The 26,794-nt window shown below is 40.7% G+C and carries 10 protein-coding genes; all 10 read left to right on the top strand.

The window, feature by feature from the left end:
* The 10 genes from G7061_RS09770 to G7061_RS09725 all read left to right on the top strand — a co-directional run bounded on the left by G7061_RS09770 (window position 1) and on the right by G7061_RS09725 (window position 26,794).
* Window positions 1-876, top strand: a complete 876-nt coding sequence (locus G7061_RS09770) for an aspartate carbamoyltransferase catalytic subunit (RefSeq protein WP_166120977.1) — start codon at window positions 1-3, stop codon at window positions 874-876.
* Entirely contained in the window at window positions 877-2,133 is a 1,257-nt protein-coding gene (locus G7061_RS09765; protein ID WP_166120975.1) for a dihydroorotase, read from the top strand.
* Window positions 2,121-2,522 carry a carbamoyl-phosphate synthase domain-containing protein gene (locus G7061_RS09760; RefSeq protein ID WP_159639329.1) on the top strand — a complete coding sequence of 134 codons (402 nt, stop codon included), beginning with the start codon at window positions 2,121-2,123 and terminating at the stop codon, window positions 2,520-2,522. Before G7061_RS09765 ends, G7061_RS09760 begins: the two co-directional genes overlap by 13 nt.
* Window positions 2,519-5,611 (top strand): carbamoyl-phosphate synthase large subunit, encoded by a 3,093-nt coding sequence (gene carB / locus G7061_RS09755; protein ID WP_166120974.1) that lies wholly within the window; start codon window positions 2,519-2,521, stop codon window positions 5,609-5,611. Before G7061_RS09760 ends, carB begins: the two co-directional genes overlap by 4 nt.
* Entirely contained in the window at window positions 5,602-6,357 is a 756-nt protein-coding gene (locus G7061_RS09750; protein WP_159644880.1) for a dihydroorotate dehydrogenase electron transfer subunit, read from the top strand. Before carB ends, G7061_RS09750 begins: the two co-directional genes overlap by 10 nt.
* Entirely contained in the window at window positions 6,354-7,277 is a 924-nt protein-coding gene (locus tag G7061_RS09745) for a dihydroorotate dehydrogenase (RefSeq protein WP_166120972.1), read from the top strand. Before G7061_RS09750 ends, G7061_RS09745 begins: the two co-directional genes overlap by 4 nt.
* A 203-nt stretch (window positions 7,278-7,480) precedes the next feature.
* Entirely contained in the window at window positions 7,481-8,221 is a 741-nt protein-coding gene (locus G7061_RS09740) for a metal ABC transporter ATP-binding protein (RefSeq protein WP_159634028.1), read from the top strand.
* Window positions 8,218-9,057, top strand: coding sequence for a metal ABC transporter permease (locus tag G7061_RS09735; RefSeq protein ID WP_159639325.1), 840 nt, complete (start codon window positions 8,218-8,220; stop codon window positions 9,055-9,057). The genes G7061_RS09740 and G7061_RS09735 overlap by 4 nt, the downstream gene beginning before the upstream one ends.
* Window positions 9,054-9,965: a metal ABC transporter substrate-binding protein gene (locus G7061_RS09730; protein WP_166120971.1), complete on the top strand. Its 912-nt coding sequence runs from the start codon at window positions 9,054-9,056 to the stop codon at window positions 9,963-9,965. Before G7061_RS09735 ends, G7061_RS09730 begins: the two co-directional genes overlap by 4 nt.
* A gap of 269 nt (window positions 9,966-10,234) precedes the next feature.
* Entirely contained in the window at window positions 10,235-26,794 is a 16,560-nt protein-coding gene (locus G7061_RS09725; protein WP_166120969.1) for a cadherin-like beta sandwich domain-containing protein, read from the top strand.

The following is a 26,794-nucleotide window of genomic DNA, read 5'->3' as shown; positions in this document are numbered from 1 at the left end:
ATGGGACATTTTGTCAATGTGGAAGATTTATCTTCCAACCAAGTTATGCATTTAATTGATCGCGCTATCGCCTACAAAAAAGGTGAAGTGAAACATGTCACCGGTCATGTTGTGAACATGTTCTATGAAAACAGTACTCGAACTAAACATAGTTTTGAGATGGCGCAGTACCGCTTAGGTATGCACATCATTAACTTCGAAGTTCAAACGAGTTCAGTACAAAAGGGCGAATCCTTATACGATTCGTTGTTGACGATGAAAGCATTAGGTGTTGATACAGCGGTTATTCGTCACTTTGATGATAACTACTATGAACCCCTTATGAACCTTGGCATAAATATTGTGAATGCCGGATCTGGTTGTGGATCACACCCATCACAATCGCTTTTAGATATGATGACGATTTACGAAGAATTTGGGAACTTTGAAACGCTAACTGTAGCGATTATTGGTGATTTAGTGCACTCGCGGGTTGCTCATTCAAACATGCAACTCTTAAAAGCGTTGGGGGCGTGTGTATTGCTGGTAGGTCCTAAATGGTATTTCAACGAGCGCATGTTGCAATGGGGCGAATATGTAGATATTGAGACTGCGATTGAAATTTCAGATGTTGTGATGATGCTTCGCGTACAACTCGAACGTCATGATGATGTGATGCTCATGTCGGCAGAAGGGTATCATGAAAGTTATGGTTTAAGTCTTGAACGACAAAAACGAATGAAACCACATGCAATTATTATGCATCCAGCACCCGTAAATCGAAATGTAGAAATCGCGGATGCATTGGTTGAATGTTCGCAATCACGGATTGTGCGACAGATGGAAAATGGTGTTTATATGCGCATGGCAATCTTAGAATCAGTGATGGAGGGGTAAATGAGACACATATTAAAAAATGCATGGATAATCACAAAAGGTAATGAGGGCGAACGCCGCGATATTGCGATTGAAAATGGCAAAATTCACGAAATAGGTACTGATTTACATGGGGATGTAGAAACAGATTTAAACGGTCAACTTGTCATGCCGGGTTTAGTTGATGTCCATGTACACCTTCGAGAACCGGGATATACACATAAGGAAACGATTAAAAGTGGAAGCATGGCTGCGGCATCAGGTGGTTTTACAAGTATTTGTGCAATGCCAAATACAAATCCAGTTCCCGATACTGTTGAAGTGATGAATCAAGTCTGTGAGATTATTGCGCGCGATGCTGTTGTTAATGTGTATCCCTATGCACCCATAACAACTGGATTAAAGAGCGAAACGCTCATTGATTTTGGAGCAATCAATGCTATTGCTTATACCAATGATGGTATTGGGGTTCAAACTGCAGATACGATGTACCAGGCAATGAAAGTTGCATCAGAACAGGATGCGCTCATTGTTGCACATACTGAAGATGAATCCGTGCTTCATGGCGGCGTTATGCATGAAGGAGTCCGAAACAAAGCATTGAAACTACCGGGTATGAGTAGTTTGAGTGAATCAACGCAAATTGCGCGTGACGTGGTGATTGCGAAACATACGGGTGCACGATATCATGTCTGTCATGTTTCGGACACCTTAAGTTTAGAGGCAATTGCGTTTGGGAAACGAATGGGTGCACATGTCACTGCGGAAGTTACTCCACATCACTTAATTCTTAACGAAATGCACATCACAGAAGATAATGCGAATTACAAAATGAATCCTCCATTACGATCTGAGAGAGATCAAATAAATCTCTTAGAAGCACTTCATAATGGAACCCTTGATATGATTGCGACAGACCATGCACCGCATGCATCCGATGAAAAAGCGGGAGGGTTTAGAAACGCACCGTTTGGCATTATTGGAAGTGAATTTGCATTCCCTCTTATGGTCACACATTTTGTAAAGACGGGGAAAGCGACTTACGAAGATTTAAAAAACTGGATGAGCATTCGACCTCAAGAAATCTTTAGGTTACCAGGATGTCAGTTAAGAGTCGGTGATGTTGCTGATCTTGCAGTCTTTAATATAAACGATACGGTAACACTGGGACCTGAACACATTCAATCGAAGTCGCAGAATACGCCATTTCTTGGAGCACGTGTGACCGGAATGTGTACACAAACCTATGTTGGAGGAGAACGCGTATGGAACGCATAATTATACTTGATGATAATACAGAATTTATCGGATTTGGATTTGGTTCACGCGGAGATGTATCAGGAACGTTCATGATTGACCAAAATGCGTATTCGTATAACGCATCAATGCTAGAAAACGACATAACTATCTTTACGTATCCTGAAATTGGAATTCAAGGAGTTAATGAATCAAAGCTCCAAAAAGGCATAAGTCCATACCGCGCAATTATTGTTTCTGAGTTAAGTGCCGATAGTGCACACTACGAGGCAACAACTTCATTAGAATCATATTGTGATAGGTATCAAGTTATTGGTGTTCGAGGCGTGGATACCCGCGCATTGGTTCGACATATTGAAAAACACAAGAATAAATCATTACGTATTGTTATGAAAGAGGGCCAGGAATGAAACGAATCTTAGTTATAGGATCAGGACCCATTGTAATTGGGCAAGCAGCAGAATTTGACTATGCAGGAACACAAGCGTGTTTAGCTTTAAAAGAACTGGGATATGAAGTTGTTTTGGTTAATTCAAATCCTGCTACAATCATGACGGATGCAGATGTTGCGGACAAAGTGTACATTGAACCACTGACTGCGGAATTTCTAACGCGGATATTAGAACATGAAGCAATTGATGCAATACTTCCAAATTTAGGAGGGCAAACTGGTTTGAATTTAGCGGTATCCTTATACAAAGCAGGAACCCTAGAACAATTCGGTATAACACTTTTAGGAACAAAGGTCGAGGCGATTGAACAAGCTGAAGATCGTGACCTATTCAAACAGTTGATGCTAGAACTTGACGAACCGATTGCGCCCAGTGAGATTGTCCACAAAGTGGACGAAGCAATACAAGCTGCACAACGTATCGGTTATCCAATTATTGTTAGACCGGCCTTTACAATGGGCGGTAGTGGTGGTGGACGGTGTGAAGATGAAGCAGCATTAGTAGATGTTGTGACCCAAGGTCTCTTGCTCTCACCCGTAAATCAATGTTTGATTGAACAAGATATTTCGGGATTCAAAGAGATTGAATATGAAGTGCTTCGAGATAAAGATGATAACTGTATGGTGATTTGCACCATGGAAAATTTTGACCCTGTGGGAATTCATACTGGAGATTCAATTGTCTTTGCCCCTGCCCAAACATTGTCCGGTGACGAACTTGATATGCTTCGCAACTCAGCATTTTCAATCCTTAAAGCCTTGAAAATAGAAGGCGGCTGCAATGTACAATTTGCTTTAGATCCATTCTCCAAACAATACTATGTGATTGAAGTGAATCCACGTGTGTCACGATCTTCTGCACTTGCAAGCAAAGCAACAGGTTATCCAATTGCGAAAATGACTGCGAAGATAGCAGTAGGACTGACGCTACCTGAAATTGAACATCCCATTCTCGAAAACACGACGGCATTCCACGAACCGGTCGTTGACTATGTCGTCGCAAAAGTACCACGTTGGCCATTTGATAAGTTCCTAAGTGGAAACCGTAAACTGGGAACCCAAATGAAAGCAACGGGTGAAGTTATGGCTCTAGGACGTAATCTTGAAAGTGCCCTACTGAAAGCAATCCGCTCACTCGAACTTGGCATTCACCATATTAAACTCGACAAGCTTGAAGATGTAGATACAAAATCACTTTATGATGGTCTATCCGCACAAACGGATGAGCGCATTTTCTATATTGCAGAGTTACTACGACGAGCAATCAGCATTGAGACAATTTACGAAATGACACGCATTGATCGCTTCTTTCTGAATAAAGTGGCACATATTGTTGCACTTGAAGCAAGCGAAGATACCCTTCAACAAAAACGTTATGGTTTTAGCGATACAGTCGTCAAAGATCATGCTCATAAACCTGTTTTTAAAGCGATTGATAGTAATGGCGGGAAATCAGAAACAACTGCACCATACTTCTATAGCGCGTATGAACATCACAACGATAGCGTGGTGAGTTCAAGGCCATCCATCGTCGTCTTAGGATCTGGACCAATTCGAATTGGTCAAGGGGTAGAGTTTGATTATGCAACTGTTCATTGTGTTAAAGCCATCCAGGCGAATGGTTACGAGGCGATTGTCATCAATAATAATCCCGAAACGGTGTCCACCGATTTTGAGTTAGCTGACAAGCTTTATTTCGAACCACTGACATTTGAGGATGTAATGGCTGTCATCGAGTTTGAAAAACCTGAGGGAGTCATTGTCCAATTTGGTGGACAAACAGCAGTCAATCTCGCCGGTCAACTTGAGCGTGCTGGCGTCAGAATTCTAGGAACACCAGTCCGAGCAATTGATGCAGCCGAAGATCGCCACCAATTTGAACAATTACTCAAAAAACTAAACATTGCCCAACCGCTTGGATCCAGTGCTCAGACTAAAGAACGACTAATCGCAATTGCCCAAGAAATCGGCTACCCAGTGTTGGTCAGACCAAGTTTTGTGCTTGGGGGTCAATCAATGAAAGTTGTTCATACAGAAGCTGCGCTTATAGAACATATCGATACTCTAAGCTTTAAATCACCCATTCTTATTGATCGATACATCTATGGTACTGAAATTGAAGTTGATGCCATTTCAGATGGAACTCATGTCATAATTCCCGGCATGATGGAACACATTGAGAAATCGGGCGTTCACTCAGGGGATTCAATGGCAGTATACCCACCACAATCACTCAGTCAAAAACTTAAAGAAAATATTATTGATATTACAACGCGACTCGCATTAGGACTTGAGACGATTGGGTTGATAAATATTCAGTTTATTGTTCAAGATGAAACAGTCTATGTCATTGAAGCAAATCCACGTGCATCTCGAACCGTGCCGTTCTTAAGTAAAGTCACTGGTATTCCAATGACGCGACTTGCTAGTGAAGCAATGCTTGGGAAAATGCTTCCAGAACCCTATGGATATCAAAAAGAAGTTGCGGGTGTTCATGTTAAAGCACCGGTATTCTCGTTTGCGAAACTACGGAGTGTGGATACTGTTTTAAGTCCTGAGATGAAATCAACTGGGGAAGTAATGGGATCGGATTTCGAACTATCACAAGCCCTCTATAAAGCTTTTGTTGCAAGTGGACACACAATTCCATTACGTGGAACTGTCTTAATAACTGTTGCTGATGCAGATAAGCAAGAGGCACTATCACAAGCACGTTTTCTCCAACAACGTGGTTACAAAATCATTGCAACAGAAAGTACAGCGAAGTACTTCAATGAGAACAAAGTCTGTGCAAAAAGCATTGCTAAAATATCCGAGACCTCTGATAAGGGAATCCTTGCAGCAATTCGCAATAAAGAAATTCAAATGGTTATTAATACCGTAAGCGGAGAGTCACAAACAATCACCGACGGTTTCCTTATCCGTCGTGTTGCAACGGAGCAAGGAATTCCACTTTTCACATCATTGGATACATCTCAGGCAATGCTACAAGTCATTGCTTCAAAGATAGTAACGCCTTGGGAATTAGGAGAACGAAGATGGCAATAATCAAAGATATTAGAATTGTTCAAAATCAAGAAATTGCACATAACATTTATGAAATGATTCTTGAGAGCAAGGAACTTGCAGAAACATCAAAAGCAGGGCAATTTCTTCATTTAAAGCTGCATGACCAAGCTAAGACCTTGAGACGCCCAATTAGCATTGCATCAATCGATAAGGAACATCATCGAATCGTGATTCTGTATCGCGTTGTTGGGCAAGGCACATTGGAAATGTCGACGTATACGCATGGAGACTCGATTAATGTAATGGGCCCTTTAGGAAACGGCTTCGATACTTCATCCATTAAAAAAGACTCAAAAGTTTTAATTATAGGTGGCGGTATTGGGGTTGCTCCTTTATATGAATTGGCAAAACAAGTAAGTACGATGACAAACAATGTAACGATGTGCTTTGGATTTACTACACACAGTGATATCTATTATGAAGATGTATTTAAGCAATTTGGTCACGTCATATACACAACTAATGATGGCACTTATGGCCAACAGGGATATGCACTTGATGCTCTGAATAATAAGGAGTCGTTTGATATGATTTACGCATGTGGTCCACATGCGATGAACGTAGCAATTCAAAATCGATTTAAACATCACCAAAATCTATTCTTGTCTTTAGAAGAAAGAATGGCGTGCGGCATGGGGGCGTGCTACGGATGCGAGACCAAAGATAAAAAGCATCGTGTCTGTAAAGATGGACCAGTATTTAATGCGAAGGAGATCCAGTTATGAATCGATTAGAAGTACAATTACCGGGGATAACGTTAAAAAACCCAATCATGCCAGCAAGTGGTACGTTTGGTTTCGGTGAGGAGTTCGCTGATTATTATGATTTGAGCGTATTAGGGGCAATCATGACAAAAGCCGCAACGTTAGAAGAACGTGTGGGAAATGATTTGCCACGCGTTTGTGAAACAACCAGTGGCATGATGAATGCGATTGGTTTAAAAAATCCAGGTTTGGATATTATTATGAAGGAGAAATACCCATTTCTTGAAGAATTTGACGTCCCGCTCATTGCGAATGTTGCGGGATCGACTGAAGAAGAATATGTTGAGGTTTGTCGCCGTGTTGGTAATGCACCAAATGTGAAGGCCATTGAATTAAACATTTCATGCCCAAATGTTAAAGAAGGTGGTGTAGCCTTTGGAACGGATCCAGATACTGCGGCGCGATTAACGCGTAAAGTCAAAGAAGTGGCAACGGTTCCTGTCTATGTTAAACTCTCTCCCAATGTTACTGATATTGTAGCGATTGCGAAAGCAGTCGAAGCAGCAGGAGCAGATGCAATCACAATGATTAATACATTTACCGCAATGAAAATCGATATTAAAACGCGAAAACCCGTGCTTGCGAATGGAACCGGAGGCCTATCAGGGGCTGCAATCAAACCAATCGCAATCCGAATGATCCATCAAGTTTCACAAGCGGTATCTATTCCAATTATAGGAATGGGTGGCGTTGAAACGGTTGACGATGTGCTAGAAATGATAATGGCAGGTGCGAGTGCGGTGGCCGTTGGAACCGCGAATCTTCATAACCCGATGATTTGTCCGGAATTAATCGAAGCCCTCCCAGATCGAATGGCAACATTGAAAATTGAATCCATAGAACGTTTGATTGAAGAAGTTCGCGCTGCTAAAATCAAATAGAGGACCCGAAAGGGTCTTTTTTCTCGAAAATTGATTATTTAAAAACAATTGTTGAAAAGTATAAAATGCTTAAATAGAGCGGTTTTGAAGCGATGATAACGCTATCAACAAAGGTGCGATAATATATTTTGTTAGGTATACCTAATTTTATATTGAATTGCACTTAACAAAGTGGTATTGTATAACTACAAAGGAGAGAGATTATGATAAAAATTAAAGATTTGAATGTTGATTATTTCGGAAACCCCGCACTCTCCAATGTTTCAGTAGAGATACCATTTGGATATTCTGTAGGAATTATTGGACCAAACGGTGCCGGTAAATCAACATTTATCAAAGCACTTCTAAATATCGTGAAAGCAAGTTCTGGAGAGGTTACGGTTGATGGAGAACCAATCAAAAACAAACAATCCAAAATTGCATATGTTCCACAAAAAAGTGATGTGGACCTTAGTTTCCCAATTACTGTCGAAGATACGGTCTTAACGGGAACATACCCAAATATTAAACTATTCAGACGCCCTGGTAAGAAAGAACGAGAAATCGTAAAGACAGCCATGGAAATGGTGGATATAACCAATTTAGCAAAACGTCAAATTAGTAATTTGTCCGGAGGACAATTACAACGTGTGTTCATTGCACGAGCACTCGCGCAACAAGCAGATGTATTCTTCCTTGATGAACCCTTCGTCGGAATTGACTTAGTCAGTGAAACGATTATTGTGGATCTTCTCAAAGAACTTCGGGCAGAAGGAAAAACAGTGGTTGTTGTTCACCATGATTTGCACGAAGTCGAAGCATATTTTGACAAACTGATGATTCTCAATAAAGAACTCGTAGCATTTGGTGATGTCAAAGATGTCTTTAATACAGAAAATATTCAGAAAGCATACGGCTCATCACTGGGACGTATCGAAATAAAAGGTTTAGGTGATACATTATGATTGAATATCTATCGCAATTAACCAATATTCCAATCTATATCTTAAATGCTGGACTTTCAGCGATTATTTTAGGTGTTGTATCCGGAATAATTGGTAGTTTTATTGTTTTACGAAAAATGGCATTAATGGGAGATGCACTTTCTCATGCAGTTTTACCAGGTGTTGCCATCTCATACATGCTTGGTATCAACATGCTCGTTGGAGCATCCATATTTGGATTAATTGCAGCAATCTTAATCCAATTTATCTCGGCCCGAAGTACATTAAAAAGTGATACATCGATTGGGATAATCTTAAGTACATTCTTTGCACTAGGAATCATCTTGATTACACGTGCACAAAGTGGTATTGACTTGAACCATGTTCTCTTTGGAAACATTCTTGCAGTACCTAGTTCAGAACTGATGCAATCTTTTTGGGTCATGGTCGGCGTCATTGTGATTGTGGTCTTGTTCTATAAAGAATTGTTGATTAGCTCATTTGATCCAATTGTTTCAAAAGCATATGGATTAAATACAACATTCTACCACTACCTATTAATGTTCCTATTATCAATCGTAACAGTGTCCTCCCTATCACAAGTTGGTGTAGTACTTGTTATTGCGATGTTGGTTATTCCAGCAGCAACAGCATACTTGTGGACAAATAAACTGTCGCATATGATTGTTTCAGCATCAGTTATTGGAGCAATTATCGGAATTGTTGGAACATACATTAGTTTCAACTATAACCTTCCTACATCAGCAACAATCGTCCTTGTGGGAGCGACTTTGTTTGCCCTAGCGTTTTTAACATCCCCTAAAAATAACTTCATAAAGAGAGGCGTAAAAGCATGAAAAAAATATTAGTGAGTTTAGTTCTAGCACTGGTGGTGCTAACTGGATGCCAACAAGCATCTGGCATTGAAAAAAGTGATAAATTACAAGTTGTAGCAACATATTCAATTATCGCAGATATGGTAGAGAATATCGCTGGTGATAAGGCAGATGTCTACAGTATGGTACCAATCGGAACAGATCCACATATGTACGATCCCCTTCCAAAAGATACAGATAAAGTATCTAAAGCAGACTTAGTGTTCTATAATGGTTTAAATCTTGAAACTGGAAAAGGTTGGTTTAATGACCTATTAAAAGTTACAAACAAAGAAGATAAAGCCTTTGCAGTGACTCGTGATGTACAACCAATGTACCTTTCAGAAAAAGGAAAAGAAACTGAAGAAGATCCTCATGCATGGTTTGATGTCCAAAACGCGATTAAATACACAAACGTGATTGCAGAGCAACTCATTAATGCTGATCCAGCAAATAAAGAGACATATGAAGCTAATCATGCAGCTTATGTAAAGGAACTAGAGGCATTGGATACGTATGCAAAAGATCAAATTGCTACATTACCTGTAGATAATCGCACATTGGTAACCAGTGAAGGTGCGTTCAAGTACTTCTCAAAAGCATATGACTTACACGCTGCATATATTTGGGAAATAAATACTGATAATCAAGGAACGCCTGAACAATTATCACGTATTATCCAAATTATTAACGATGAAAAAGTACCGGCACTATTTGTTGAAACAAGTGTAAGCCCAAAAACAATGGAAACGGTATCGCGTGAAACAGGTGTAGAAATTTATTCAAATGTCTTTACCGATTCACTTGCAAAAAAAGGTGAGCAGGGAGACAACTACATTGACATGATTAAATGGAATGTGGATCATGTTGTTGAGGGGCTCAGTCAATAATTATGAAAAGGTGTTGATCTAATCAACACCTTTTTTTAGTTACATCCTTGCAATGTGATATTACAGAAGATTTAAGCTAATTTATTCAAGTACACCCTCAAAAAGCAAATATTTTACCACATTTATACAAATAAACTTAACTATTTGCATAATAACATAGATATATATTAAGTATAGTCATATAATGTTCATTGGAATATCACAATTTCATACAATATATAAAATTTAAACACATTATAAACGTATTTTAACTTTGAGGGAAGATGAATATGACACAATATAAGAATAAACTGCGGAATAGAATCATTCTTTTAACTGCGGCACTCGTACTGACTACTTTAAGTATCTTTACGGTATGGCAGGTTTTTGCTGTAGGAAATCAAAATATATATAATTTCGATTTCACTGGTACTATGGAAACCTTTAAGGTTCCAAAAGCAGGGAAGTATAAAATTGAAGCTTGGGGTGCCGAAGGAGGTACCGACAGTCATCAAGGATCGGGTGGAAAAGGTGGCTATACATCTGGTGAAGTCTATCTCGAAGCCGGTGAAGAACTGTTTGTGACGGTTGGTGGTTTTGGTGACAGTATCGCTCAAGGTTACAATGGTGGTGGAAAAGCCTGGACCAACGTTAGTGGTGGATCTTACGGTGGCGGTGCTACCGATATTCGAGTTGGTGGAACGGGCTATTTTAACCGTATTCTAGTTGCTGGTGGCGGAGGATCAAGTGTCCGTAACTATACTGGTGGCTACGGAGGTGGCGTCATTGGTGCTAGTGGAACAGGTGCTTCTGGACAATTCGGAACGGGTGCAAGTCAAAGCGCATCTGGTGGCGGTGGATTATCCGGAAGCTTTGGAGCTGGTGCAAGTGGGGGTCAATCTACTGGCAGCACTGTAGATTATGGAGCCGGTGCCGGTGGTGGTGGCTGGTTTGGTGGCGGAAGTGCTTCCAACTATCGCAATACGACAGGATCTGGAGCTGGTGGGTCAGGTTATGTCTTAACTGGTGATACGATTAAAGATGGTATCAAAATCAATAAGTCATACCGTCCAACAAACTATGCCCCCGATGCTAAATATGAATTCACGAATACTGAACTCTTATCAGGAAATGTGAGTTTCTTTGGACCCGATGGTGTTCGTGAAATAGGACATTCAAATTCGGGATATGCGCGAATCACTTACTTTGGAGAAAATACCCAATCATCAGCGAATCTTGAAGGGATTCGTATTAATGGAAAAGTCATTGATGGCTTTGATCCGGAGGTAACGGAGTATACAATTCCAATTGCCAGCGAATACATGGCGAAAGATGAAATTACAGTTGATAAACAACATCTTAGTCAGATAGTCGTTGGTACAGGATATCTCGAATTCAAAAAAGGCAATCAAAGCCAAACATTAACGGTCTTCTCGGCGGATGGAAAAACGAGCAAAGTATATACTTTGCATTTTCAACGTGAAGCGTCAACGAAGTTATTCAACTTAAAAGTAAAAAATCATGCATTCAATAATAATGCAGTGTTTGCGTGGGATACGTATACCTATGATGTAAATAGTTACCAAACTGTCGGTCTAAAGATTGAAGCAGAAACCTTTGATGAAAAGGCAAGCATTAGTGTGAGTGGTTTGGACTCTCTCAAAGTTGGAGACAATACCATTCGAGTGAGTGTAACGCGTGAAGGGGTTGAACCTACTGTTTATACTCTTAATGTGAAGCGAAATCTTGCTTTGAACTTCGATTACAGTGGGTCAATGCAACGTGTAGTTATTCCACAAAGTGGTTATTATAAAATTGAAGCTTGGGGTGCCGAAGGAGGTACCGACAGCCATCAAGGATCGGGCGGAAAAGGTGGCTATACATCTGGTGAAGTCTATCTCGAAGCCGGTGAAGAACTTTTTGTGACGGTTGGTGGTTTTGGTGACAGTATCGCCCAAGGTTACAATGGTGGTGGAAAAGCCTGGACCAACGTTAGTGGTGGATCTTACGGTGGCGGTGCTACCGATATTCGAGTCGGTGGAACGGGCTATTTTAACCGTATTCTAGTTGCTGGTGGCGGAGGATCAAGTGTCCGCAACTATACTGGTGGCTACGGAGGTGGCGTCATTGGTGCTAGTGGAACGGGTGCTTCTGGACAATTCGGAACAGGTGCAAGTCAAAGCGCATCTGGTGGCGGTGGATTATCCGGAAGCTTTGGAGCTGGTGCAAGTGGGGGTCAATCTACTGGCAGCACTGTAGATTATGGAGCCGGTGCCGGTGGTGGTGGCTGGTTTGGTGGCGGAAGTGCTTCCAACTATCGCAATACGACAGGATCTGGAGCTGGAGGGTCAGGTTATGTCTTAACTGGTGATACGATTAAAGATGGTATCAAAATCAATAAGTCATACCGTCCAACAAACTATGCCCCCGATGCTAAATATGAATTCACGAATACTGAACTCTTATCAGGAAATGTGAGTTTCTTTGGACCCGATGGTGTTCGTGAAATAGGACATTCAAATTCGGGATATGCACGAATCACTTACTTTGGAGAAAATACCCAATCATCAGCGAATCTTGAAGGGATTCGTATTAATGGAAAAGTCATTGATGGCTTTGATCCGGAGGTAACAGAGTATACAATTCCAATTGCCAGCGAATACATGGCGAAAGATGAAATTACAGTTGATAAACAACATCTTAGTCAGATAGTCGTTGGTACAGGATATCTCGAATTCAAAAAAGGCAATCAAAGCCAAACATTAACGGTCTTCTCGGCGGATGGAAAAACGAGCAAAGTATATACTTTGCATTTTCAACGTGAAGCATCAACGAAGTTATTCAACTTAAAAGTAAAAAATCATGCATTCAATAATAATGCAGTGTTTGCGTGGGATACGTATACCTATGATGTAAATAGTTACCAAACTGTCGGTTTGGAGATTGAAGCAGAAACCTTTGATGAAAAGGCAAGCATTAGTGTGAGTGGTTTGGACTCTCTTAAAGTTGGAGACAATACCATTCGAGTGAGTGTAACGCGTGAAGGGGTTGAACCTACTGTTTATACTCTTAATGTGAAGCGAAATCTTGCTTTGAACTTCGATTACAGTGGGTCAATGCAACGTGTAGTTATTCCACAAAGTGGTTATTATAAAATTGAAGCCTGGGGTGCCGAAGGAGGTACCGACAGTCATCAAGGATCGGGTGGAAAAGGTGGCTATACATCTGGTGAAGTCTATCTCGAAGCCGGTGAAGAACTGTTTGTAACGGTTGGTGGTTTTGGTGACAGTATCGCCCAAGGTTACAATGGTGGTGGAAAAGCCTGGACCAACGTTAGTGGTGGATCTTACGGTGGCGGTGCTACCGATATTCGAGTCGGTGGAACGGGCTATTTTAACCGTATTCTAGTTGCTGGTGGCGGAGGATCAAGTGTCCGAAACTATACTGGTGGCTACGGAGGTGGCGTCATTGGTGCTAGTGGATCGGGTGCTTCTGGACAATTCGGAACAGGTGCAAGTCAAAGCGCATCTGGTGGCGGTGGATTATCCGGAAGCTTTGGAGCTGGTGCAAGTGGAGGCCAATCTACTGGCAGCACTGTAGATTATGGAGCCGGTGCCGGTGGTGGTGGCTGGTTTGGTGGCGGAAGTGCTTCCAACTATCGCAATACGACAGGATCTGGAGCTGGTGGGTCAGGTTATGTCTTAACTGGTGATACGATTAAAGATGGTATCAAAATCAATAAGTCATACCGTCCAACAAACTATGCCCCCGATGCTAAATATGAATTCACGAATACTGAACTCTTATCAGGAAATGTGAGTTTCTTTGGACCCGATGGTGTTCGTGAAATAGGACATTCAAATTCGGGATATGCACGAATCACTTACTTTGGAGAAGATACCCAATCATCAGCGAATCTTGAAGGGATTCGTATTAATGGAAAAGTCATTGATGGCTTTGATCCGGAGGTAACAGAGTATACAATTCCAATTGCCAGCGAATACATAGCGAAAGATGAAATTACAGTTGATAAACGTCACAACAATCAAAAAATTGTGGGCGACGGAAACGTCGAACTTAAATATCACAACTTACAACATAAGGTTACCGTCATTTCAGCTGATGGAACGCATACCCAAGAATATACGCTGAACTTCCAACGTTCTGGAAGTACTAAACTGTATAGCCTTTATAGTGATGAGTACACTCATGCATTTACGGAAGCATTTAAGCCTAATGTGTATGAATATGAGTTTAAGTCGTACTTGTATGGTGGGATTAATTTTAAGTTTCAAACTTTTGATTCAGAAGCATCTGTCAAAATCGAAGGGGCTGCAGAAGAAGAACTGTTGCCAGGTGAAAATACAATTCGCATTACTGTTTCAAAACCAGGTCTTGAAAGCACAGTCTATATTATAAAAGCAACACGAAATCGTGATATGGAGTTTAGTTATACTGGTAATATTCAACGTTTCAAAGTTCCTTATACCGGTGTGTATAAATTTGAAGCGTGGGGTGGTGAAGGTGGCACCGACCAGAAAAATGGTGCTGGTGGTAAAGGTGGTTACGCTGTTGGAGATGTTTTCCTTGAAGCGGGAACTGAGATGTATGTCACCGTTGGTGGTGCTGGCGATGCTACAAGTCGCGGATACAATGGTGGTGGAAGTGCATGGACCAACGTTAGTGGTGGATCGTACGGAGGCGGGGCTTCTGACATTCGTGTCGGCGGAACCGGTCTTTTCAACCGTATTCTAGTTGCTGGTGGTGGTGGATCAAGTGTTAGGGGATACACTGGTGGCGCCGGAGGTGGCTTAGTTGGAATTAATGGAACTGGCTCTACTGGACAATTCGGAACGGGTGCAAGTCAAAGTGCATCTGGTGGCGGTGGAATGTCTGGAAACTTTGGAACGGGTGCTGGCGGCGGAATTGGAAGCGGTAGCTCAATAGATTATGGCGCCGGAGCTGGTGGTGGCGGTTGGTATGGTGGCGGTGCCGCTGCCAACTATCGCAATTCGACAGGATCTGGTGCTGGTGGATCTGGTTATGTATACAGTGAAAAGTCATATAAGCCAACTAACTATCGACCTTCTCAAAAATACATGATGCATAATGATAAACTACTCGATGGAACCCAATCAATGCCAGGTCATGAAGGGCATACAATCGAAGGAAATGAAGGAGACGGATTTGTACGGATTTCTTTATTGAATAAATACTCATCAGATGCGACTCTCAGTTCTGTGACCTTCAGTGAGGGTACTTTTGATGTGCCGTTCACACCCTCAATTAAAAATTACAATGTTGCGATTGATGCTGATACGACCAAACTAAAAATCGCAGCAACAACTACAGATCGAAATGCTGTTCATAATTGGGATAATGATCAAGAGATTATGATTCAACCAGGAACTACAGCATACCCAATTACGGTAACAGGTCAGGATGGAACCTTGAATGTCTATACGTTTAATGTACAAAGAAACCCATCAAATAATGCGGATGCATATGCTATATCAGTTAACGGTGCAGTACTAGAAGGCTTCAAAGAAAATATCTACGACTATGTCTTAGAACTTCCCTACGATGCAGATCGTGCTGTTGCAATTACGGCAACCACAAATCGTCCCAAACAAACTATAACGGGATTGGGTGATCACATTATTGAAAACGGCAAAACACTGGAAATTAATGTTACATCTGAGGATGGGAACAAACAAAACGTATATCGAATTACACCAAAAATTGAAGATTCAAACCGACTTAAAACACTTGAGTTAGATGAACTAACGTTTGAATTTAATCCGGAAGTTTTCAACTACGATGTGCAAATTCCGAATGCTACCGTTTCGCTGAATATCACAGCAATTCCATTTGATCATGAGGCAACGGTGAGCATCAGCGGTAATGGGTATTTGCGTAAAGGAAAAAATACAGTACTAATTACTGTTGACGAACCAAATATTGGGCAACAGGTTTATACCTTGAACGTTAACCGCGGTGATGCTGGAGATGGCGCCCAAAGCATTGCTACAGATTTTGTTTATACAGGTAAAGCCCAATATTTTACAGCCCCTTATACAGGAAACTATCAACTAGAAGCTTGGGGAGCTGAAGGTGGAAACCGAGGCGGAAGTTCAGGTGGACTGGGCGGATATGCAACGGGTATCGTACCTCTAAAAAAAGGTGAAGAAGTCATAATCTACGTTGGTGGTGCAGGAAATTCGCTAGCGCGGGGATGGAATGGTGGTGCATCATCAGGGACGTCTAATGTCTATGGTGGTGGTGCATCTGATATTCGTGTAGAATCAGATTCACTCTTTAATCGTATTTTAGTTGCCGGTGGTGGTGGGTCTGTTGGTGCAAGTAACAAACCAGGAGGTGCCGGAGGTGGTATCAACGGCGTATCTCGAACAGAATCATATGGTTCGGGTGGTCAAGGTGGAACCCAATCTAGTGCTGGAAACTATGCAAGTTTTGGTGTCGGTGGAGCGGGTAGTTACTACAAAGATGGTCGTGGTGGTGCCGGCGGTGGCGGCTGGTACGGCGGTGGTGGTGTCTATCCGGATTATTCACGTGATGATGATCGTGGAGGTGGTGGTGGATCGGGCTATGTTTATACTGATAAATCATACAAACCGTCTGGTTATGCACCTGCAACACGATTCATGCTAAAAGACACGGTATTGCTAAGTGGAAATCAAAATATGCCGAATAAAGAAAGTGGATTTACACAAGGTAATAAAGGCAATGGATTTGTTCGCGTAACGGCACTTAAAAAAGCTTCGGAAGATAATCATCTATCGCGTCTAGAAGTAAGCAAAGGAACATTAAGTCCTACATTTGTAACAGAAGAGACAGACTACACGCTTCAATTAGGTAAAGATGACACGGAACTAACGATTAAAGGAATTCCGATGGATCCATATGCATCAGTATCCGGAAATGGAACATTTGACATTCCTGCGGGAACGTCGACTTTCAAAATTCCAGTAACAGCTGAAGATGGAACAATCCGGATTACGACTATTAAAGTGAATCGCGGTGCGTCTGAAAATTCACTTCCCAAAGATGTTGTGATTAATGGGTTAATACCTTCACTTTGTGGTGTATCTGACGAGTACTGCAAGTTATCACCAACATTTGATCCACATAATGATTTAAATTCGGACGGTGGTCATTATACGATGATCGTACCATCTCGTATTCGTTCACTTGAGTTTTCGGTCATAAAGGATCATGCATACCAAGTCGTTACAGGAGAAGGGATATTAGAATTACAACCAGGCCCTGACAACACGCAATACATTGATGTTTTAAGTGAGGATGGGTCAAGCTACCATGCATATACGTTCGCCATTGATCGTGATATGACAGGTAATGCAGATTTTGAAGCCTTTGCACTTAACGCGCCGAAACGGGATTTAGAGTTTAACCCAGACATCACTGAGTACTACGTCTCAGTACCTCATGAGTACACAAAATTCTCGGAAATCGATGTCCACTATCAAACGATGGATCCAGAAGCTAAAGTTACCATTTTAAAAGATAAAGATGATTTAGATTTAGGGTTAAATAAAGTTATTTATCGGGTAACAGCAAATAATGGGGAGACGAAAGATTATACTTTAAATATTTACCGTGAGGATAATGCAAATACCTTCTTAAAACAGTTAACTGTGAAGCATAACGATACAATCCTGCCGTTGTCCCCGTCTTTCCAAAAAGTAATTTCAAATTATGTGGTAACAGTTGATAATGCTATCGATTTTGTCGAAATTGAGGCATTAGCCGAAGCCGAAGAAACGACAGTTTCTGGAGCAGGAAAGCATACCTTAAGTGTAGGCTCAAATGTTATCAACATTCAAACAAAAGCCCAAGATGGAACTGTGCAAACTTACACTCTTAATGTCGTTCGAAAACAATCAAGTAATTCGAAAATAGCGAGTCTTAAAATTTCTGGTGTTGAGATGACCGAGTTTTCATCGGACGCACTTCGTCAAACACTTAGTGTTACAGATACCGTTGTGAAGCCGGAAATTGAGGTAAAACTTCAAAGTGAATTTGCCTCATATTCTATAACTGGAAATACGTCTCGTTTTTATCCAGGAGACAATACCGTGAATGTCCGGGTAACAGCAGAAGATGGAAGTGTTAGCCAATATGTAATTACAGTTACAAAACCATTCGCGACAAACAATAATCTAAGTAGTATCACGAGCAGTATGTTTGAAATTGAAGCATTTGATCCAGAGGTAGAAACCTATTCTGTGGATGTACCGTATACAGAAGAAGCTCTCAACCTTGCCGCTACAGCACAACACCCACTCACACGTGTAAGTGGAGTAGGTAAAGTTTATTTGGTTCCAGGTGATAACACCATCAGCATCGTTGCAACAGCTGAAAACAATGAACCTAAAACATATACAGTTCATGTCAATATGGCGAAAAACAGTGATCCATCACTATCCTCAATTACAACAACACCTGCTGCAACATTTGATCCGTCATTCGATGCTCAAACGACAGCATATAAGATTAATGTTGGTAATGAGGTAGAGACGATTACAGTCAATGCAAGTCCGAAGGTTACCTCGACTACGATTCAGGGGACTGGTGAGACGCAATTAGAAGTTGGATCGAATACAATTACGATTCAATCTACTGCAGATAGTGGCGCAAGTGTAGCTTACGTTCTAAATGTTGTTCGGGATGCTTCTACTAATGCTGATTTAGAAACTTTGATTGTTCATGAGGGATCTTTAAACCGCGGGTTTAAACCAGATGTCATTGAGTATGATGTCATGGTACCAAAAGGGACATCGCGAATTAACCTAGAAACAGCAACACAACACCCCGAGGCACAGGTCAGTGTTTTAGGAAATGAGGCACTGAAAACAGGGGCAAATAAAGTAACGGTACGAGTTCACTCGGAGGCAAAAGATACTTTTAAAGACTATACGTTAAATGTATATGTACAAGATGCACCAAGCGAAACAATTCATTTATCAGATTTGACGGTATCATCTGGAAAATTGATACCTGGATTTAGTCCGGATACCCAATTTTATCGTGTTCATGTTGGCAATGACATCGCGACATTCAACGTTAATGCAAAAACAAAAACAGCAGATGTCGTACTTTCGGGTGTTGGGAGTCATCCATTAGAAGTTGGTAATAATTTAATCAATATCCGTGCAACAGCAAAAAACAATATTATACGAGATACGCAGATTTTGGTTTATCGTGCACCATCCAGTGATGCCACATTGAGCCGACTGAATGTGTCAGGATTAAAGAACAACAACATCAATTTTAAACCGAATATATTCACCTACACCGGAACGACTGAAAATACCCAGTTAGGAATCAGTGCAACACCGACACACAATAAAGCGACAGTCGAAGTTATTGGTAACCACAGTTTTGTATTTGGTACTAAAAATGTGGTCATCGTTCGTGTAACAGCGGAAGACCGTATTACAGTGGAAGATTACACGTTGACAATCAATAAAGAACCGTCAAAAAATGCAAATCTTCGTAGCTTAACAATTAGTGGTGTTCGTTTGAATCCTGGTTTCTCTGGCAATCAAACAGTTTATAAGGCGAATGTTGGACATGACGTAACGCAAGTTAATGTTGACGCAATCACATCTGATCCAAATGCTACAGCTCAGTATGGACAAGTTCAAACACTCAATGTTGGTGACAACTACGTAGATATCAATGTGGCCAGCGAGTCTGGTCTACGAAAAACATACACAGTAGTCATTCATCGAGAAGGCGCAGATGACAATACATTGACAGATGTATTTGTGAATGATCAACATCAGGAGGATTTCTCAAATGACGTCCGTAGTTATACATACCGCTTCCCTTATGAAGTAGAGACGTTTAAATTGGACGCTCATGCAAATCATGAAAAAGCAACGGTTTCTGGTCTTAAAGAATACCCGTTAACGGTTGGTGAAAATACAATCATCATGAATGTCACAGCAGAGAATGGAGAAGTTGTGACGTTTAAGTATTCAGTGACACGTGATCCAATTAACAGTGCAAAACTGAAACAACTTAAGGTTCAAAATTACCCATTTGAAAATGGATTTGATCCAGCGAGAACCCATTACATGTTGACTGTGGATAATGAAATGACATCCTTACAAATGGATTTTGAGAAAATTGATCCAAAGGCGAAAGTTGTGGTCCGTGGTAATGAAAACTTTATTGAAGGACGTAATGTTGTTGAAATAGAAGTAACTTCAAGTGCTAAAGATAAAGTCGAAACGTATGTATTGGAAGTGTATCGTCAAATCTATGCCAATAACTTCCTTGAGTATCTATCGGTTGATGCTGAGTTGATAACTCCACAATTCTACAAAGGCATCATGGAATATCGTGTTGAAGTTCCTTATGATCAAGAAACAATTACATTTGATGGCGAAGCAACGTTATCAACATCAACCGTGTCTGGTCTCGAAAAATTCGGACTTATGTATGGGGAAAATCGCTTTGTAATTACAGTTAGTTCACGAACCAAGATTGAGCGAAAATATCACGTTGTTGTGAATCGTGCTCATTCAAATGATAACCAACTCACGGACTTGTCGATTCAGCTCAAGGGTGAAAATATGGCATATTCGCCGACATTTGATCCCCAAACTGACGTTTATACCGTGAATGAAGAGGTTCCTGTAGGAACTGAAAGTATCAATATTTCGGCGACAAGTAAAACCGCAACTGTTACAGGTGATGGTCAACAAAAACTTCATGTAGGAGAAAATAGACTACCAATCGTTGTAACTAGTGATTCTGGTATTCAGAAAACATATACGGTTGTCGTCAATCGACCGGCCTCAACGAATAATGCACTTACAAACATTACGCCAAGTAATGGTTCGCTAATACCGAACTTTAATTACACCAAAGACGTCTACAACTTAACGACCGAAAGTACGACGAACTACTTATCCTTTAATGTGAATACAGAAGATCGTAATGCCAAGGTTACAGGTCATACACGTCAATTGTTGGAACCTGGAAAAAATGTTCGTGAAATTGTAGTAACTGCAGAGAATGATGAAACGAAGACGTACACAATTAATGTTACAAGACCACAAACAGACGAAACGAGATTAAAAAAACTCGCTGTTACTGGCTATGAATTCGAAGAGAACTTTGACGCATCGATTTTTACATACCATCTCAAGGTTCCAAACAGCAAAAAAGTACTCTATGCAAGTGATATTAAATTTGAAACAGTAGACCCTAATGCTCGTGTTGAGACGAGTGGAGATTTAGTGTTGAGTACTACAAATGAAAATATATATGAGTTAAGGGTACGGGCAGTAGACGGTTATACGATTGAAACTTATCGTATCCTGATTGACCGAAGTTCCGGGAATGATTCTACGATTAAAGAATTACAGTTTGAGTCGGGAACCTTGAATCGATCGTTCAATCCAAACGTATTCACTTATGACTTGGAGATGAGTGGTGATGTGAAAACATTTGACCACACTTATATCAAGAAACTTGTTACAGCTGATGATAAAGCAGTCGTAAGCTATGAGCCAAAAGAAGCAATCAACCTCGAAGTTGGAACTGTGAAACCATTTAAAATAAAAGTTACAAGTGAGGATGGAACAACAAGCACTACATACACCTTTAATGTGACTTATGTTCGTTCCCGTAATAACAAGTTATCTTCGATTGAAGTTGACGGAAGTATCTTTAAAATTCCGTTTAACCCAGATGTCTCTGAGTACGAGGTTGGAGTAGAAGCGGGAACAACGTCAGTTGTTATTCGTGCATTTACACAAGACCCTAAAGCGAAAATTCTTTCATCGATTGGAGATAGAGAGTTGATCGGAGATGCAACGAAGGTGACAATTGGTGTCGAGGCTGAGAATGGTGATGTACGTAATTATACGCTTATTATTAAACGTAACTTATCGCGCACACTTGATCTTGAAGATGTAACACTAACTGACTCACAAAATGCTGCCTTAGATCCATCTTATAACAATGCTGCCATTCAATTTGAAGGACAGGTTGCTCGCGAAACAGATCGCGTGGGACTTGTTGTTAAGAAAGGCCATGAATCTCAAACTATTAACGTATATGATCGATTCAACAATCCTCTTGATATAAATAACATTCCGCTTAAAATCGGACGGAATGACATACAAGTTGAAGTTGTTTCACCTTTCGGAACGTCTCGTATCTTTAACATTAAAATAATGCGTGCAGGCAGTGATGATGCAAGTCTCAAATCCTTAAAGATAACAAACCCAAGTATCGAGCTCCCATTCGAATCAGACGTGACAACGTATCGCACAACTGTTGCATCAGAGTTCGACCAATTGGGCATTGAAGCAGAAACAACGGATCCTAAAGCGCGTTATGAGGTACTTAACAATGATTATCTTACTGAAGGAAATAATGACGTAATTGTTCGTGGGATTGCGGAAAATGGAGAGACTAAAGATTACGTCATCCATGTTTTACGTGAGCCACGTTACAACAATTATCTTCAGACAATTACCGTGAGTGAAGATGGGGTCATTATCAGTAAAGGCGAAGATTTTTCACCTAAATTTAATCGCGCAATGATGAACTACACCGTTAAAGTATCGTCTGCTACGGATAAAGTATTGGTTCAAGGTGTACCCCAAGTTGAAACAACCTTAGTAGCAGGATCATCACCCAACGATACTGGTAATAAGGCAACAAATGGTGTCGAAGTAAAACTCAAACCGGGTATGAATACAGTTAAACTGATGGCAACTGAAGCACAAGAAGGAAATGTCGCAATTTATACGATTTCAATTTTTAAAGAAATGTCAGATGATGCGTCCCTAATTGGTCTAATACCGTTTAGAGAAACACCTTCGGGGCCTGAAAATCTGAATTTCAATGAGGGTTCATTTGATCCACAAAAGCAACACTATTCTATCAGTGTTGGGGAACATGATTCTAAACTGGGTATCAATGCTACACCAGTTTCTCCGAATGCTCGTGTCGTTATTCGCGGTAATGATCCGTTACTGAATGGAAAGAATATGGTAACGATCGTCGTGACGAGTGAAGATCGAACGAAGACTAAAACCTACTATGTCAGTGTGGACAAAAAGTTATCGAACGATACATCACTTGCTTCATTAAGTGCGGAGCACGGCGATATAAGTCATACATTTGATCTGACAGAGAAAAATCTATCCTACACGGTCGACATGGGGGTTGACCATATAAACCTAAAGGCGACATCAATGGATCCTTTAGCAAATGTTGAGGGAATCGGTGAGTATGCACTTGATTTTGGTGCAAATGTCTTTGATATCAGTGTTACAGCACAAAATGGTGACATTGAGAAACGGACTGTCACGATTCATCGTGCATACGATAATCGAATGCAAACGATTCAACTAAGTCATGGTGAACTCATGCCTCAATTTGATATGGAAACGACCGAATACACCGTTTGGGTTCCGGAAAATGTCGAACGGATTTCCGTTAAGGGTGTGGCATTAAATCGTCCAGTCGCGAAGGTGACCGGAGGGGGATGGATTGATCTCGCGCTAGGTGAAAATTCAATTCCGCTCACAGTTGCATCACCCGACGGGTCGTCACGAATTTATACAGTTAAAGTTATGCGTTCAGCGTCCTACAACAACTACTTGTCTGCGCTCGCACTCAGTGAAGGATTACTGAGTCCAGAGTTCGATAAAAATCGTACAGATTATACGACCTATATTTCTGACATTCACGATGTTGTGACATTAACTGTGACTCCAGAAGATGCGAAAGCAACGTATGAAGTTCTTGGATATCCAAGTGTACAAGATGATGAAGGTAATTTAGTTGTCTCTGGTGTTAAACATGGTGAAAATCATTTAACAATTCGTGTCACCGCTGAAAACGGCGATGCACGTGATTATACCTTAAACGTTATTCAACAAGAATCATCAATGTTTAGCAATCGTTTGAAGTCCTTGTCAGTAACGCCAAGTAAAGGTATTGCTCCAAGTTTCAAACCGGATACGACACGTTATGTTGTAAATGTGGACACATCAACTACTGAAGTTACGATTGACGCTACAAAAGAAAGTGATGATGCGACAATCATTTCAGGACTTGGAACATTCCCAGTTGCATCAGGAAGAAACTCATACAAGGTAGTTGTTCAAAGTAAAGATGGTCTTTTACGAACCTACGAAATTATTATTAATCAAGCATTATCAGGAGATGCGACGCTAAGTAAACTCAGTTTCGAAGAAGGGCTCTTAACACCTATCTTCTCAAAAGGGAGAAAAGAGTATGCATTATATGTAGCAAATGGTGTTAGTACATTGACCCCATCAATTACTCCAAGTGCATTAGGAACAAAATGGGTCATCACAGGAAACGGTATTGATGCGCCACTTGGTGATGACAACAATACTGTGACTATTACTACAACTGCTGCGAATGGTAAGAGTACAGATACCTATACAGTAAAAGTATATAAATCTTCACAATCGAGTATTTATCTCGATGCAATTACAGCCAACGTTGGAACCTTCAAAGAACCGTTCGATAAAACAAATGGCGGACCCTATACACTTATGGTTGATCCAAACGTGAAAAGTGTCATGATTGGTGCGAAGCCAGAAGATGAACATGCTATTGCCTCTATTGAAGGTGTTGGAATAGTCGATGTTTCGGACAGTGCTGGAAAGAATGTCGATATTGTAGTAACCGGTAAGTCGGGTGCTTCAATTACCTATACAGTGAAAATTGTAAAGGCACCACGTAACAATGCTCGCTTGTCGTTTATGGCAATTCAACCAGGTAAACTCGAGCCTCAATTCAGTCCTTTACGTTCGGCATATGTTGCAAACATTAGTCATGAACAAGAACGTGTTGAAATAAGTGCAAAATCCGAAGATCCAGAAGCGATCATCTCGGGAGCAGGCATCAAGGAAGTTGCCGTTGGCCTCAACGAGTTTGATGTCGTTGTGACAAGTAGTAATGGTGACGTGGGAATCTATGATGTTGATATTACTCGTGAGTCGGAAATCAGTTCAAAAGCAACGCTAATCCGCTTCAAAGAGGCTCTAATCGAAAATCCAAACTTCGACAAAGAAATCGAAAATTATGCACTAACGGTTCCCAACGAAGTAACCAAATTAAATCTCGATACTGTGATTCTTGAAGATCCAACGCGAAGTACTTACGAAATATTTGGAAATACGAACTTAAAAGTTGGTGATAATACGGTTAAGGTTGTTGTCAAAAACAGCGAGAATATTCCGGATACAGTTTATGTGTTTACGGTTAATCGTCAGATTTTTAGTAGTAATTTCTTGAAAAACTTAACGACCAATAAAGGTCATGTCTCACCAAGTTTTGATAAATACATCAACAATTATGATATTACAGTACCTTTTGAGGTTCATGAAATGGATTTAATAGCAACCCCTGAAGATGCGAAATCCATGATAAGTGGAACCGGAACAGTGCGTGATTTAGAAGTTGGCGTGAATGTCCATAAGATTGTCGTAACATCATCGGAAAATGTTTCGCGAACTTATATTGTTCGTATTAACCGCCTACCTAATAGTGACAATACACTTCATGAACTGAACGTGGAGGGCGGGACGCTTGGACAACCATTTGATCCACAAAATATAGGTCCTTACGTGGTTACAGTTGCTGAAGGTCGTGCGTCTGTTGAATTTAAAACAGTCTTACCTGAAGGAGCAACAGTTGTTGGAGATGGCATCGTAGAAATTAGTGCTGGTGAAACAAAACATAGGATTACGGTCACTAGTCAAGACGGAAACGAACGTCATTATGAGTTTGTCATTAAGCGACCTGTCGCTCATGATGCATCAATTACGAACATCATACCTCAAACTGGTGTGCTTTCTCCAAATTTTGCTGCAGACATAAGAACATACTATGTTACTGTTCCTGATTCAATTATGGAGATGGGGTTCGATGTCGAAACATCAAATGCGCAAACAACGGTAACAGGTCATGAAGTCCGTACCATACCGTACGGAGAAACTAGCTTCACCGTCGTTGCGACAGCAGAGAATGGGATTACTCAAGAGTCGTATACGATTGTTGTTGTCCGAGAGCGTGATATTCGATCTATTGATGTTGAGTCAGCAACTTTAATTCTTAATGTTGGTGAAGTCAAAGGAATCAAGGCAACTGTAAACCCAGAAGATGCAACACATCAAGGATTGGTGTGGAAAGTATCGGATCCGGAGGTCTTGAGTATTGATCAAAGCGGCGTTGTTACTGCACTTAAGCCAGGTGGTGCAATGATTGAAATAAGCAGTGAAAAAAATCCTGGTATTAAAACACGCATTGGCGTAACGGTGATGAATTTAACTTTATCCAGTGATTCGCTAGATGTTAAACGTATAGATGCAATGGAATCGCCTGTAGAAACACTTAAAGATTTCGTTGTCGGTTCGGAACCATCAACTACGGTTGAATCATACAAACAGATGTTTATTAATGAGCAAGATGCTTTAAAAGTCTATGACAAAAACGGTATTGAACTTACTGATGACAGTCAATTGGTGGGTACGGGTATGGTATTAAAACTTGAATATGGAGAAACCGTGTACGATCAACTTGTCATTGTAGTGATGGGTGATGTGAATGGCGATGGTATTGTTAACGTTTTAGATGAGGGTGATATTATGAACTCTATTCTGAAGATTGTAACATTTGATGATTACCAAGGCATAGCAGCAAACATCAATCATGATGAAGTCGTAAACGTTCTTGATCAAGGATATATCACCAACTATATTTTAAAGAAAATAAGTACATTAAATGGAATAGGAGGATAA

The sequence above is a fragment of the Erysipelothrix sp. HDW6B genome (assembly GCF_011301115.1).
Classification (GTDB): Bacteria; Bacillota_I; Bacilli_A; order Erysipelotrichales; family Erysipelotrichaceae; genus Erysipelothrix; species Erysipelothrix anatis.
Note: the sequence above shows the minus strand (reverse complement) of the source record. Positions and strands in the feature narration are given on the sequence as shown.